Annotated in this window: 12 protein-coding genes; 2 read left to right on the top strand and 10 right to left on the bottom strand. The window is 65.8% G+C overall.

Annotated features, from left to right (window positions below; genetic code table 11):
* Window positions 1–23: 23 nt before the first annotated feature.
* The 5 genes from ABZW16_RS00480 to ABZW16_RS00460 form a co-directional block, all read right to left on the bottom strand.
* The gene (locus ABZW16_RS00480) at window positions 24–1,187 is read right to left on the bottom strand and encodes a helix-turn-helix transcriptional regulator (protein WP_354950617.1); all 1,164 of its coding nucleotides are present in this window, start codon (window positions 1,185–1,187) and stop codon (window positions 24–26) included.
* Window positions 1,188–1,312: 125 nt separating this feature from the next.
* Window positions 1,313–1,984, bottom strand: a complete 672-nt coding sequence (locus ABZW16_RS00475; RefSeq protein ID WP_354950615.1) for a hypothetical protein — start codon at window positions 1,982–1,984, stop codon at window positions 1,313–1,315.
* A 35-nt stretch (window positions 1,985–2,019) separates the two neighbouring features.
* A complete protein-coding gene (locus ABZW16_RS00470; protein WP_354950613.1) occupies window positions 2,020–2,142 on the bottom strand; it encodes a hypothetical protein in 123 nt (40 codons plus the stop codon).
* Window positions 2,143–2,860: 718 nt separating this feature from the next.
* Window positions 2,861–3,862, bottom strand: coding sequence for an MASE1 domain-containing protein (locus ABZW16_RS00465; RefSeq protein WP_354950612.1), 1,002 nt, complete (start codon window positions 3,860–3,862; stop codon window positions 2,861–2,863).
* Window positions 3,863–3,989: 127 nt separating this feature from the next.
* The gene (locus tag ABZW16_RS00460; protein ID WP_354950610.1) at window positions 3,990–4,190 is read right to left on the bottom strand and encodes a hypothetical protein; all 201 of its coding nucleotides are present in this window, start codon (window positions 4,188–4,190) and stop codon (window positions 3,990–3,992) included.
* A gap of 242 nt (window positions 4,191–4,432) precedes the next feature.
* Between ABZW16_RS00460 and ABZW16_RS00455 the strand changes: the two genes are divergently transcribed.
* Complete coding sequence (locus ABZW16_RS00455; protein ID WP_354950608.1) at window positions 4,433–5,650, top strand: sigma factor-like helix-turn-helix DNA-binding protein; 1,218 nt, start codon at window positions 4,433–4,435, stop codon at window positions 5,648–5,650.
* Window positions 5,651–5,686: 36 nt separating this feature from the next.
* Here the strand turns inward: ABZW16_RS00455 and ABZW16_RS00450 are convergent, their stop codons facing one another.
* The gene (locus tag ABZW16_RS00450) at window positions 5,687–6,670 is read right to left on the bottom strand and encodes a hypothetical protein (protein WP_354950606.1); all 984 of its coding nucleotides are present in this window, start codon (window positions 6,668–6,670) and stop codon (window positions 5,687–5,689) included.
* A 571-nt stretch (window positions 6,671–7,241) separates the two neighbouring features.
* Here ABZW16_RS00450 and ABZW16_RS00445 point away from each other — a divergent pair.
* Complete coding sequence (locus ABZW16_RS00445; RefSeq protein ID WP_354950605.1) at window positions 7,242–8,342, top strand: hypothetical protein; 1,101 nt, start codon at window positions 7,242–7,244, stop codon at window positions 8,340–8,342.
* A gap of 109 nt (window positions 8,343–8,451) precedes the next feature.
* On the opposite strand, the gene ABZW16_RS00440 is transcribed toward ABZW16_RS00445, so the two are convergent.
* From ABZW16_RS00440 to ABZW16_RS00425, 4 genes are all read right to left on the bottom strand, one after another.
* The gene (locus ABZW16_RS00440) at window positions 8,452–9,399 is read right to left on the bottom strand and encodes a LysR family transcriptional regulator (protein ID WP_354950603.1); all 948 of its coding nucleotides are present in this window, start codon (window positions 9,397–9,399) and stop codon (window positions 8,452–8,454) included.
* 602 nt (window positions 9,400–10,001) lie between these two features.
* Window positions 10,002–11,534, bottom strand: a complete 1,533-nt coding sequence (locus ABZW16_RS00435; RefSeq protein ID WP_354950601.1) for an NAD(P)/FAD-dependent oxidoreductase — start codon at window positions 11,532–11,534, stop codon at window positions 10,002–10,004.
* A 60-nt stretch (window positions 11,535–11,594) separates the two neighbouring features.
* Entirely contained in the window at window positions 11,595–12,932 is a 1,338-nt protein-coding gene (locus ABZW16_RS00430) for a cytochrome P450 (RefSeq protein ID WP_354950599.1), read from the bottom strand.
* Window positions 12,933–13,004: 72 nt separating this feature from the next.
* Window positions 13,005–14,231, bottom strand: a complete 1,227-nt coding sequence (locus tag ABZW16_RS00425; RefSeq protein ID WP_354950597.1) for a cytochrome P450 — start codon at window positions 14,229–14,231, stop codon at window positions 13,005–13,007.
* Window positions 14,232–14,381: the final 150 nt, after the last annotated feature.

The following is a 14,381-nucleotide window of genomic DNA, read 5'->3' as shown; positions in this document are numbered from 1 at the left end:
ACATCCGATATCGATTGTGGCCGTTAGTATTCGAGCTGTACTAAGTCGGCGAGTTCGCGCATTTCTGGCGTGAGGGTGCGACGCTTGGAGATGATGCGGCCCAGCAGATCACGCACCGAGCGCTGTTCGACCAGCCACGGCCGCGCATCACGCGACAGCGACGCCAGCACGTCGAAAGCGGCATCGTAGTGGCGTAACTCCACGTGGGCCGCCGAGACGTCGATCAGGTGCCGGTTCCGGTTGTCCGACGTCGGCCGCTGGTCCGGCGGGATATCGCGGGCCAGGCGCAACGCGACGTCCGGGCGGTCGTCCACCACGGCGTTCTCTACCCGCTTCATAGCCACCGTGGCCGCGTCGAAAGTCGTCCAGTACTGGTGATAGGGGCCGGATTCGGGCCGCACCGCGACCGCACCGGCGGCGGCAAGCCTCATCATCTCGTCGGCCTCATCGGGCCGGTTATCGCGTACCGCCGCCGCGGATGCCCTAAGCAACAACCATCCCCAGATCGAAAGCTCGCGCGTCGTCGCGACGGACAGCCGGGGTTCCACGCGGTCGGCCCACTGGGTAGCGAGATGACGCACCGCCTCGAATTGCCGTTCGACAATCAACAGCCAGCACAGCGTGATCACCGCCGACGCTGCGTCCAGGACGTTGCCCGTCGATTCGGCATCGGTCAGAGACTGGTTCAGCGCGAGACGCGCCGAATCGGGCTGGCGGGTCTGCACCATCACCGAACCGGCCAGTTGCAGTGTGCGCGACCGCAACAGCACCGGGGCCGAATTGGCGTCATCTATCAGACGCGGCAAGACCTGGGCCAGGCGTTCGTATTCGTTGTCGTGATACAGCCGAGTGGCGTGCGACAGGGCCGCTTCCAGGCTGCGCACCGAAACTGGTTCCGCCGCCGCAGTCGGCGCGTCGCGCATCGACGCCAGAGCCTCGCGTGTCGGCGTCCACAGCTCACTCCCGCTATTGCCTTGCGGCGCTACGGGATTGGGGCCGAGAAGGACCGTCAACGGGCAACCCAGCGCTACAGCGAACCGGCGCAGGGTATCCATGCGGGTGTCGCCGCGTTCGCCTTGTTCAATCTTGCGAATCAGCGACAGGGACACCCCAGAGGACGCTGCAAGCTCTCGCTGTGTCAGCCCGCGACGTTTCCGAACGGATTGGAGCCGTTCCCCAAGGTCCATGTCCCAAGGCTACGGGTACGTTTACCCGCGCCGCGCCCGGCCGGTGGATGATCTGCGACACCTGCCGGGCGCGGAACGAGGAGAGCAACCGGACGCGGTGAGGCGGGGAAGGCTGAGCTGCCGTGTCAGCGTCCTGGAGTTGATCGTGTGATGTGGATGCTTTCGACGGTCGGCTTGTTCCAGGTCATCTGAGGCAGACTGAGGATTGTCTCGTAGTCCCAGGTGCGAAGTTCGTTGACGATCGCTTCGGCTTCGCTCTCGATCTTCTCTTCCACCCACTTCAACGCTGCTTCGACCACGAGCCGCAGATTGTTCAGGCTGTCATTGTCGAGTGCGTTGCCGGTGGTTGCGAGGCAGAAGGCGTCTTCGACTTTGCGGCCGGATTCTTTGGATGCGACGATCGCGCCGGAGAGCGCTTGCGCCCAGTCGTTGTCGTCGTGAGCGATGTGCTTGTCGCGCAGGCTCTTCAGATGGTTGAAGACATCCGTTTGTAAACCTGCGTCGTAGATGTCGTTGGGGTCGAGTTTCGAGCGCGCATTACTCCGTCCGAAGCATTTGAAGCAGGCGACGAGAGCGGAATGCCAGAGTGCCCGCTTCGTGATCTCCGATGAAGAAGCTTGCGTGTCGATCAACTCTTGGATGCACTGCTGGGCGAAGCGGAGGTCTTGCCCGTGCAATACGCAGTGCGCCAATGTCTTCCCGAGATCGGGGGGAAGGTCAACCACCTCGACGGCGTCAGGGTAGTCGAGGATGCGAAATTCGCCTTGTTCGGTTAACTCGAACCGGATGTTATGCACATTGAAAGTTTAACCGCCGGGGTCGTCTCTCGCATTCAGGTCTTTTCGATGACGCGACGCGGAATGTCGGCGGCTTTTGCCCGTTTCCGACAGTCCCAGGTGCCGCGCGATTCAGTCAGCGGGAAGGCAAAGGCCTGATCGGCGCCCGCGTCGACCATTTCCTGATTCCGGTAGGCCGCCCGCGCGGCTTGGCAGTATGGTGTGCCGTCGCGTCGAACTCGTGGCCTGGTGGTCGCATTCTTCGCGGCAGTGGCACCAGTCGGCGGGGTGTGGTTCGGGCAGGATCCCGGCAGGATCCCGGCAGGATCCCGGCAGGATCCCGGCAGGCTCACGCAGCGGGTAGACACGGTGCCCGCGCGAATACACACACAGCACACACACGCAGAGTTTCACCCGAGTTGTTCGCTGTAGTTCGGAGTTGGTTGGAACAGGCGTTTACGCTGGTAGAATACGGTTTCGAGTTGACCGGAGTTGTTCAGATTTCCCCAGGTGGAGCGCGATGCCATAACTGACACGGAAGAGGTCACTGGGTCAATCCCAGTATCGCGCACCACCGTCTCCGCAAGTCAGCCCCGGTTTTCACCGGGGCTTTCTTGTTTTGATCGGATCGAATGTACCCAGGCGAAGTGAAGCGTCCGCTGCGTTCGCCGGGCAAGTGATCGTTGCGAGCCGGTCGGCATCTCCTCCAATTGGATCAGTATTCGGGCCGAATAGCGGTTGTCGGCGAAGCTACAGCCCACTCGCCCTTCGGATTTCGGGCTGGCAGGCGCTACGTCATTGCGGACAAGGAAGCCATCGTTCTCATCGGAACGCTGATGCTCAACCGCCGGTCCGCGGACCGCCCCACCCACAACAGCCACCTCGATCTCCCGCTGCTCATCCCGGCGCGGTGTCCGATGGCGGATGTTCGGACTCGACGCGGCGGACCATATCGACGACGCCGGACAGCGGCCAGCCCTGGCTGATCGTGATCACTGTTTCGGCGAGTTCGGCGCAGGTGTCGTCGACGGCTTTGCGGGCGCGGTCGCGTTGGGCGGTGATGGTCGCGAACAACAGGGCGGTGAGGGCGACCGAGCCGTTGAATGCCTGCAAGGTGATCATTTGCCTGGTGAGGTCGAGTCCGGCGAATGCGGGCAGGTCGCGGGCGACGGCGAAGATGGCGACGATCGACGCGATGAGCGCGCACGGAACGGCTCCGGCCAGGTGAAAGCGCATGGCGGCCCAGATCAGGAACGGGAAGACCAGGAAGAGCAGATTCGCCGACACCGCCGTGGCCACTATCGCGACGAGGAATGTCCCGACCCCGAGGACCGCGGCCTCGAGCACTCGCAACGGCGGGAGCACTTTCGGTATGTGTGCGCGAGCAGCGACGAGAATGAGCGGCGCGATCAACAGGACGCCCATCGCATCACCGGTCCACCACACCGACCAGGTCCCCCAGAAACTGGGCGCCACACCGGCCACGACCAGCGTCACGGCGCCGACCGTAGCGCTGATCAGCATCGCGGCGAGGGCACCGAGGAACACCAGTTCGAGTGCGTCGCGAACCGTGTCGAAATCGGTGCGGAAACGCACCCGTTTGAGCAAGATGTAGGCGACCACCGGGGCGACGGTGTCCCCGGCTGCGATTATCAGGACGGCGGGCAGATTCGGCCCGATCAAGGCATTGACCGCTAATGCGCCGAGCGTGATTCCCAGACAGGCACGCAGCCCCAGCAGGAACAGGCACGCGAGCGCAACCCCGGTCGGCGGCCATAGCGGCGTGACCTGATCACCGACCAGGGCCATTCGCAAACCCACTTCGGCAGCGACGAAGTACGCGACCGCCGCGACGATGATCCACAGCGCCGCAACAGCGTTACCGCGGAAACGGCCCACCGCGTCAGCTTAGAACCGATTTCCCTCGCATGATCAGCGAATATCGGCCACGGCCCGTCATAGCGATGTCAGACCCAGGCGGACGTGGAAAGGCCCGGGCAACCCCGGGCCTTTCGGTCGCGAACGGTCAGGACTTGCGGCCCCTCTTGTCCTTCATTTCGCGCATCGCCTTCTCGGCCTCGTCCTTGACCTTGTCGGCGGCGTGCTTGATGTCGTCCTCTGCACGCTGCTTCATATGCTGCTGTTGCTGCTTCATTTGCTGCGCCTCGCGACGTGCGGCCTGTTCGGCCTTATCAGCAGCCTCACCGAATTTATTGCTTCCAGACATCGAAACCTCCGTCTCGGTTCGCCGCGCCCGAGTTGAGCGCGCGCGTTCACACGGCACATCGATAGCCTGAACTGCGGGCAGCGACCCTGGACAGCGGCGCTGCGGGTTCCATCGTGACGATCGCGATTCGCGGATGTCAACATCTCGACGCCGATTCGGCGCCCGACCAGCGGATGAACCGGGTTGTCGGTGCGCGGCACTAGGCTTTGGCGCACATGTCGAGTCGGGGTCAGGGGTGCAGGGTGACGGCGAGCGAGAGCACTGGGCCGGATCGGGCCGTTGACGAGACGGATCCCGAACTGCTCGACGATATCGCGGGGGATGTCTCGTTCGGGCTCGAGGAGATCAATGAGCTGCTCGGGGAATTGATCGAGATGCGGGGGGATCGAAAGCGGCGGGATGCGGAGATCGTGGGGTTCCGGCTGGGGGTGAGCGGGGAGCCGCCGGAGACATTGGCGCGGATCGGAGCGCGCTACGACCTGTCACGGGATCGGATTCGGCAATTGCACACCCGGGCGGTGGCGCAGATCCTGCGGGAAGCGCAGTTGAGTGGGCACCGGGCGGCGGGAGTGTTCGCGACGCGGTATCCGGTGGGGACGCGCGATCAGCAGTTGGTGCGGGCGCTGCTGGTGGAGACGTATGCCACGGATACCGATCTGGCGGCCAATGAGCTGTCATATCTGAAGCTGCGGTTGGCGGGACATGCGGGTGCGGATGCGAAGCGGATCGCCGGATTCGTCATGCAGCGGATCATGGCGTGGCAGAAGAAGACGAATCGACGATTGGCGAAGCTGCACAATGCGGAGCCGGTGGCGACCGGCGAGCTGAATTCCTGGCTGACACAGGTCGATTGGCCGGGCTCCGGAAAAGGCCCCACTCCCCTGCCGATCGAATCGGCGCGCACCGTCGACGGGGATGACGAGGGGCGCGGGCGGTTCTACCTGAGCAAGGTCGGGCGCGATATCGGGTTCGACTCCGCGCTGGAGGCTCGGCTGCTGCGGACGTTGAACGCGAGCGATCTGGTCGAGACCTTCCAGGAACAGCCGAGTGCGGTCAGTTATGAAATAGAAGGCGCGGAACGGATCTTCCACCCCAGCATCGCGGCTCGGCTGGCCGATGGCCGGGTGGTCCTGATCGATGTCGAACCGCTGGGATATGTCGGCTTCCATATCAATCGGATCAAGTCCGCGGCGGGCCGCGCGCACGCGCATGCCAATGGGTGGGGCTGGCTCGGGTGGACCGGCAGCCGGACCGGAATCCCAGATCTATTGCGGCGCAAAGTGGATGCGCAGTCCGAGAGCCGACTGTGGGAGCTCGTCGAGCGCGGACCGGTCTATTGGCCCGCATTGCAGCAGCTGTGCGGCGAGGTCGAATTCGAGCTGCTCGACCTCATCGCACTGGTGCTGCGCAACGAATGGCGCTGGGACCGTGCGCCGTTCCGTTTGACCAATGGTCACTGATACGCCGCTGTGGACGGCCCGTCGGCCTCCCTCGCCTCAGCGCACGAACATCGCCCCGGCCAGGAATGTGACGATCAGCATCATCGCGCAGTAGGTGATGAGCTGCCAGTGGCCGATCGTCTTCTCCAAGCTGGCGATATTGGCGCGCAGTGAGGTGTCGATGCGGTGATGGTCGTCGAGCTTGCGCTTGACCTCGGCCAGTGAATCCGCGCGTTCCTGTGCGGAGTCCTCGGCGCGTTCCAGGCGGGTGGTGAGCTTCATGATCTGCTTCTGCTTGTCCCGCACGGTTTTTCGGGACAGGGCCAGGGTGGTGCGTTGGTTCACCAATTCCTGGCGCTGGCGGGCGATGACGCTGGCCTGCGTCCTGGTGTGGCGTTCCCAGTCGGTCACGGTGGCCCATCCTCCTGTCATCACATCGCGGTAGCCCCACGCGATCTCGCCGCGCACCCAGCCGTACAGGAAATCGCGCAGCTCATAAGGTTCGCGGCGCGGCACGACGACCGCGCTGTTCGAGGCATCCAACATCCCCGATTCGGTCCGGTAGTCGCAGGCGGGTGGAGCGAAGTCCGAGATGCCGAGCGCGGGCAGATGCGTGACCCAGTAACCGGACGGGCACAGCCAGAGCACACCCTCGCAGCCGGAGGAGCGCAGCCGAGCCGTGTGGTGCTGGGCCGATTCCCGATCCAGCGGTCCGGTGCGGACCTCGATGGCGAACTGCCGTGCACCGCTGCGCCACAGCACGTCCACCGGTATATCGCCGACACGGCGGTCCACCTCGGCGGCATCCGCACCGTATGCGGCGAGTCTGCCGCAGAGCCAATATTTCAGGCGCTGGATATCCCATTGCGCAGCGGCACATTCCGGACACGTGCAGCCGTATCCCACGCTCCCCGCCGATCCGCTGACCGCGGGTGCTCCACCGTCGGTTCGGGTGTCCGTGACGCGACTGTCCGCCAATCCCAATTCGGCGAGCATCGCCCGACGCCCGCACGCCCGCTCGACGCGCTGCTTCGTTCTCACGCGACCACACCCCTGCCCAAAACCACCGCAGATCAGGCGACCTACGCCATAGATCAAGAGTGCGCCAGCTTTGGCGCGCCCGCTAGCCCCCTATACCCCGCGCCCGGGTGCGCCACAACCCCGAAATGACCCTCGACCAGCCGATGTGCGCTGTCTCACAAGCGATTTCGGTGCGACACACGAGAGCACTGCCACAGTTATTTCGATCGATTGATACTTGCTGCCATTCCTCGGACACGGCGGGACACTCGGCGAAAACGGACCAGTGCCCGCGGAACGGAGGGACGAAAGCCCGCTGCGCAATCGGACGAATGCCCCATCGCCCGGACGCCGCCGGTACTCGAGCCACGTACCTACCCGATCGACGGATAGAATCGGCGCGCCACGAGCTGAGTTCGGGGCGATACCTGCGGCGTGAGCGACGGGGCCGGGAGGCGGTAGCTTGCGTTGACCACGGAGGACCCGGGAGCGCCGCAATAGATGGGGAAGAAGGTATGGGATGGACCACGACGAGCAGAGCGGCGAATCGATCGGCGCTATCTTGTCGAGTCTCGCAACGACACTACGTGAGGTGAGCAATAAGCTCGATGCGGTCGCCGCCCACGTGGACGATGACGGCAACCTGGCCGGTCGCCTGGCCAAGTTGGAGGCGTGGGCGTTCCGTACGGCGGACGATGTTTCCAAGATCGGGTCGCGATTGGAGCAGGTCGAGACCGGTGCGGACGAACCGGGTAACCCGACGCCGGGCAGCCGTCCCGAGCCGGTGCCCGCGAACCGTGAACGGCGCGAGCCGATTCCGTCGCGCCGGGACCGCCTCGGACATGTCAATGGGCGCGCCGACCGCTCCGAAGCCGTCACCACACGGAACGAGACCGCAACCGGGTCCGACTCGGTGACCGGGCGAAACGAACGCCTCGACGCCGCGACCACACACATCGAACGCCTCGACACCACAACCGGCGGCAGTCCGCGCCTCAGCACCGCGACCACGAACAATGATGCCGCGACCGGAAACAACGCGCGCCTGGACGCCGTGACCGGCCGCAACGAACGCCTCGCCACGCCCGACGAAGCCGCCTCCCGCCCCGCACGGACCGAATTCACCGCGCCGATAGCCCGTAACGAACGCCTCGAACCCTTCGGTCCCGCAACACCGAACGAGCCCGTCCCCCTCCCCGCACGGACGCCACAGCCCGTGCCGCCCGCCGTCCCCCCGAGCTACCGCGGCGAACCCCTCGCCGGACCCACGACCCGCGGCGAATGGCTCGACTCGGCCACACCGGCCAACCTCACCGAATCGGCCACGCCCGGCTACACCAACCGCCTCGAGCCTCCGACCGCCAGCGACCGGCTCGACTACGGCTCGATCGGCTCGAGCAACGGCCGCCTCGAACCGCTCACCTCCCCGCCCCGCAACGGCTACGAATCCCCCACTCCCCGGCTCGATTCGGGCATGACCGCGCCCCGCGCCGAGGACAGCGGTGCAATCACCGCGGGCGCCCACCATGCCAGCACCGGCGAGGACACCTCCCACGTCGACAAACTGCAAGCCATGCTCGATGAACTCAAGCGCAATCCGAACGGCCCCTTCGGCCGCCCCGAACCAACCATCACCTCCAGCAACGAACTCCCTGGCGTGGACCCGACTTTCGCCGTCCGCACCGAGGGCTGAGCGCCTCCACGTCTGCGCACCTCTCCCACACCCGCACGGCACCCGTAGCGGCTCTACGCCGATATAGCGGGGTGCGGGCAGAAGAACGGCGAAGGGCGGCCCAAAGCCCCTAGAGAGACTGCTGTAGCGCCGTGAGCGTGGTCCGGATCAACTCGCGCAGCCACCGATGGCCGTTGTCGGCGGTATTGCGCGGATGCCAAGCCATTGCGATTGCGACTTCGGGCAGTGGGAGGGGAATTTCGAAGGCGGATAAGCCCAATGCGGTGCGGGTCGTCGCGGTGAGGGCCGCGGGGACCGGGCAGATGAGGTCGCCGGAGCGGACCGCCAGCAGTGCGGCGGTCAGGTTGGGAACGGTGGCCACCACGCGGCGGGTGCGGCCGTGCAGGGCCAAGCGGTCATCGATGGGGCCGCGGGCGCGGCCGCGGCGCGAGATGCCGAGGTGGGCGGCCGCGGCGAACCGCGCCACCGTGACGCGGTCGGTGATCAGCGGGTGGTCCGGAGCGGCTACGCCGATCACCCGGTCGCGCAGCACGCGTTGCACGGTGGTCTCCGGATCGGTGTGGTCGATGACGCCGACCTCGATATCGACGCGGCCGTCGCGGAGTGCGGCGGTGCCTTCCGAACTGTCCGAGAGCAAGTGCAGCGTCACACCGGGCGCCTGTGCACGGACGGCCGCCAGCAGCGGCGCTGTCAGCTCGTCGATCACCATATCGTCGGCCTGCACCGCGAAACCGCGCTTCAGCGTAGTCGGGTCGAGCGCGCCGCGCGGGGTGAGCAGCGTCCGACTCTGTTCGACCAGAACACTCACCTCATAACGCAATTCGAGCGCGCGCGGCGTGGGTACCAGTGTGCGGCCCGCGCGCACCAGCAGCGGATCGCCGAGTACGCGACGCAGCCGGGCCAGCGTCCGGCTCATCGCGGGCGCCGAGGTGTGCAGCCGCTCGGCGGCCTGCGTGACGCTATTGGTCTCCAGCAGCGCATCCAGAGCAACCAGCAGATTCATATCGACCGCGTCCACTCCTGGATTATCCAGAATGAAATGACTGATAACCAACATTGCGTTGGTGATAATCCGGCGCGGATCCCGCCATTGACGAAGACGGCGCCCGCGCTGCCCGATCCTCGAACTCTCCTTCGGCAGGACGACACGTCCGGTCCACACGCGTAGTGCTCAATGCGAGCGGTCACACTCTGAACCGGCTCAACCGCGAAACGCACACTCGCACTGAGCAAATCGACGGGCGGTCACGAACCGAGGTTCGGACCCACGCCTCAGCCGCTGTCCACCGGCCATACCCGCACCGGTTCGCGCACGAGACCAGGAGCCAGGAGACCACCATCGTCGCCCCTGCGGTCATGGGCGACAGCAATATCGCATCTGAACACGCACCGCCCCCACTGCGATCCGATACCGCGACCGGACTGCCGCACATCACCGTCGGGGAAGATCCGCGCGGTTCCGGCGCATTGCTGGCAATCGACCTCGGCAGCCGGTGCGGAAGAATCTCGGCCGCCACACAGCACTTCACACCGGGCGGCCGCCACTCACGCTGAAAGGGGCGCCCATGAACGGAACTCTCCGATTCGTGAGCAACCCCGCGCTCAGCGTGATCGATGCCGAAATGCGTGCAGCGCGACCGGTCCTACACCTTCACAACCTCACGGCGTGCGCTGCTCCGCAGAAACCTGCGGCGCCGCATCCGGCGCCGTAATCACCACCGGACCCTTCGGTCGATCCGCAAGCCCGCGGTACGAGGACGGCCGGATCGTGCGGAACCATTGCGCAGCACGGGTTCTGCGCGGCAGGCGGAACTTCAGGTCGGCGAGCATCTCGTCGAGATTGTGAATGGAGAACGGGGTGATGGCGGTACCGTGCGCATGGTGGCCACCGGTGCGTTCGGCCATCCAGCGCAGCCGCTCGTCGACCTGCCCGGCCATCTCCTCGTGGGGCGGCAGCGCCAGACGCCCCTGCAGCAGAGCGGCGGTCCAATGCGCGCCGACCTCGGCGCTCAGCGCGCTGACAACCGAGGAGTTGTAGCCGGCGAAGCTCAGGTTGGGGACGCCGATGGGCAGGATCTGCCGGTGCAGCCGGAAATTGCCGTCGTCGTCGGTGAGCTGACGCTGCACATACGGGGTCAGGAACGGCACTCGCTGGTGGAATCCGGTGGCGCAGATGACGATGTCGGCCTGCACGGTCGTGCCGTTGGACAGTTGCACGGCCGGGCCCTGCTGGTCGGCGAACATCTCGGTGATGGTGCTGTCCCGGTGCACCGTGATCAGCCCCATCCCGACCCTCTCGAAGAAATCCTCGGTGACCACGCTGATGGTGCTCTCGGCAATTTCCTCGAAGCGACCCTCCGGCACCAGACCGAGCTCGCGCAGATGCGACTTCTTGGTGGCGAGTTCCTGGATCACGTCGAAGTTGCTGTCGCGGAAGGTGTACCCGCGGCCGTGCAGGAACCGCTCGATCCGATTGAGCTGCTGATAGCGGAAATGCGCCTCGCCGAACCGGGTCAGCATCATGCGCTCGTAGTTCAGCCCACGGGCCAGCTTGCGCGGCATCTTCCACATCAGCCTGCGGGCGACCACATTCGTCGAGGCCGCGACATGGCTGATGGCCTCGGCGATATCGCAGGCCGACTTGCCATAGCCGACCACCACGACCGATTTGCCCCGCGCCCACTCGACATCGAGGAACTCCGAGGTGTGGCCGATCTGCCCGCCCGCCTGCCGGAACCGGTCGACTCCGGCAAAGTCGGGCACCGCGGGCTCACTGAACACACCGTTGGCGATGACCAGATGATCGCAGGAGGTGCGGTGGACGCCGACATGGTCGCGGATCTCCAGCAGCCAGCCACTGTCCACCGGATCGGCGGCGACCACTTCGGTGCCCAGGCGCAGGCTCTCGCCGAAGCCGTGATGACGCACATACCCGTCGAGGTATTCCTGCATCTGCTGCCCGTCGGGCACCCGCGGATAGTCATCGGGCATCGGAAAGTCGGAGAAGTGATAGGTGTGTTTGCTGTTCTGTGCGCGCAGGCCGGGATACCGGCGCGTCGCACTCCACACTCCACCGACGTCCGGGGTCCGGTCGAATACCTCGACCGGAAAACCCTCCTGGCGCAACACCTTCGCGCAGGCGAGGCCTGCGATGCCCGCACCTACGATCGCGATGCGGTTCCCGCTCGTCATGGCACGGAGATTACGTCGCTCGGGCGAATGCGGCAAAGCCTCGGTGCGATTTCACGAACCTTAACGGGGGGTGACTAGAATCCTGGCCTTGCCCCGCGGGACGGTGGTGATATTGCGCACCTTCCCGCGTTCGGGCTTCGCCCCCGCCGGCGCGTCCAGGCGGTACCGGGACAGGATCTCGCGTAGCACCGTGGTGCCCTCCATCAGCGAGAATCCCGCACCGATGCAGCGGCGCACCCCGCCGCCGAAGGGCAGCCAGGTATTCGGCTCGACCTCCCCGTCGAGGAAACGGGACGGACGGAAGGTCCAGGTGTCCGGGTAATTCTGCGGGCTGCGGTGCGCCAGCAGGATCGAGCAGGCGACCACGGTGCCCGCGGGCAGATCCCAGCCGCCGATGGTCATATCCCTGGTGAGTTTGCGGACCGCGCCCGGTATGACCGTGCGCATCCGCATCGCCTCCTTCATGACGGCCTCGAGTGCCTTGTCGTCCTCGGCGCGGACCGCTTGGTGGGCCTCGCGCTGTACCTCCGGATCGACGGCGAGTTCGTACAGTGCCCAGGACAGCGCGGCGGCCGTGGTCTCGTGACCGGCGAGCAGCAGGGTGATGAGTTGGTCGCGCAGTTCGGCATCGGTCAGCGGTGGTTCGTCGTCGGAATCTCCGCCCGCCTGCAGCAGCCGCGATAGGACATCGGTGCGTTCGGCGAGGTCGGACGCGGTGCGCCGGGCCACGATCTCGGCGTAGAGCAGGTCATCGATGGCGGCCATATTGCCGTGGAAGGACTTCCACGGCGGGTACTTCTGCAGCGCGGGCTTCATCAGCCCGATGTACTGCAGCGGGCCGATGGTGACGATGCGGCCCAGGCGCGGTGCGAGCGAGGCGCGCGTGCGATCGTCGGTGACACCGAAGATCACGCGCATGATCACCTCGAGGGTGAGCGCGTTCATCCGGTCGAGGGTGATCACCGTCGAACCGGGCCGCCAGCGGTCGACCTCCGCGGCCGCGATTTCCGCGACCAGATCGCGGTAACCGCGCAGTGCCGCGCCATTGAATGCGGGCATGAGCAATCGGCGGGCCCTGGCATGTTCGCCCTCATCGGTCATCAGCACCGAATGTTGGCCCATGACCGGACCGAGGATCTGGTTGCCTTCGCCCGCGTGCAGATCGCGCGGGTCGCCCGCAAAGATCTCCTTGATGTGCTCGGGGCGGGTGAATACGACGAGATTGTCCGCGAACGGCGGTACATGCACCGAGAAGACGTCACCGTAGCGCCGCCGCAGCGGCGGCAGCATCTGCGCACGGTTGCGGATGTAGAGCAAGCCCTGCAGCGGCGCCGGGATCGGTGGGCCGGGTGGATAGGCCACAGTCTTCGTCTCCTCCGCATCCGGCGCCGGACGCATCGTTACGCCCGGTTCTATGCAATGTTCCATAGTTTCCGGGCGCGACGGAAGAGCCTCGGGCACAACGCCGGATCAGCGCAGGGCGGGCGCACCCGCCAATTCGACGGGAAGATCGTGCAGCCCGCGGATGAGTATGCTCTCCCGCCAGCGCAATTCCCCGCCGTCGGCGGCCAGTCGCAGGTCCGGACACCGCTCGACCAGCCGCGTGATGGCGATACGCGCCTCCAGCCGGGCCAGGCCAGCGCCTAGGCAGTAGTGGATGCCGTGACCGAAGGCCAGGTGGCCGGAGGCGGGCCGCCGCGGATCGAAGTCGGCGGCGGCGTTGAAGCGCCGTTCGTCATGGTTGGCCGAACCAAGCGCGACGAGTACCAGTTCGTCGGCGGGAATTTCGATATCGCCCAGGGTGATCGGGGCGGTCGTGTAGCGCAGGGTCGCGACGTTCACCGGGCCGTCGTAGCGCAACATCTCCTCGATCAACGCGGGCACGTCCTCCGGATTGCCGTGCAGCGCTCGGTAGCGCGCCGGATCCGAGAGCAGGGTGAGCACGGTATTGCCGATCAGGTTCACGGTGGTCTCATGGCCGGCGACCAGGATGAGGAACACCATCGAGGTCAGTTCGTCGTCGGTGAGGCGATCACCATCGGCTTTGGCGGCGATCAGGTCCGAGACCAGATCCTCGCCCAAACCCTCGGCGCGGCGTCGCGCGATCAACCGCTCGAAGTAATCGGCGATGGCTGCGGTCGCCTGCCGCATCTCCTCCTCCGTGGCGGTCGATGGTTCGACGATGATCCGCGACCATTCCCGGAACTCCGCGCGATCGGCCACCGGCACCCCGAGCAGTTCACAGATGACGGTAATGGGCAGCGGAAATGCATACTCCGACAACAGATCCACGCGACCGCCGTCCGCCGCCATCCGGTCGAGCAATTCGTCGGCGATCGCGAGTACGCGCGGTGCGAGCGCTTCGATCCGAGCCGGTGCGAATGCGGGCGTGACCAGTCGGCGCAGCCGCGCGTGTTCGGGCGGATCGGTATTCAGCAGGTGGTAGCTGAGGCGGGCATTCACCGCGCCGACACCGGTGTCACCGGTGGGCAGGCCCCTGGCCCTGCGGCTCGCCTCGGTGTGCGGATCCTTGCGGATGCTCGGATCGCGCAACGCCTCGCGCGCGGCATCCAGATCCACCACCAGCCAGGCGCGAACGCCGCTGCTCAGCTCGATGGCGTGTACAGGGCCTTCGGCGCGAAGCTCCGCGTAGAAGGCATACGGTGTACGAAAGAAGTCCTGCGACAGCTGTCTCATTCGATCGACCTTTTCCGGCTCGCGAGTTGTCTTGCGCCCCTTCGATAGTGGCACGCGATAGCGACCTCGACCACCCGCGCCATCGATCGCGGCCGTATCTGGCCAAAGGATGACGGCCGTCGGTCCGTCGCGCGCGCCGCGTCCGACGAA

It is taken from the genome of Nocardia sp. NPDC004604 (genome assembly GCF_040609795.1).
Lineage (GTDB): Bacteria > Actinomycetota > Actinomycetes > Mycobacteriales > Mycobacteriaceae > Nocardia.
This window is presented reverse-complemented; position numbering and strand designations above follow the sequence as displayed.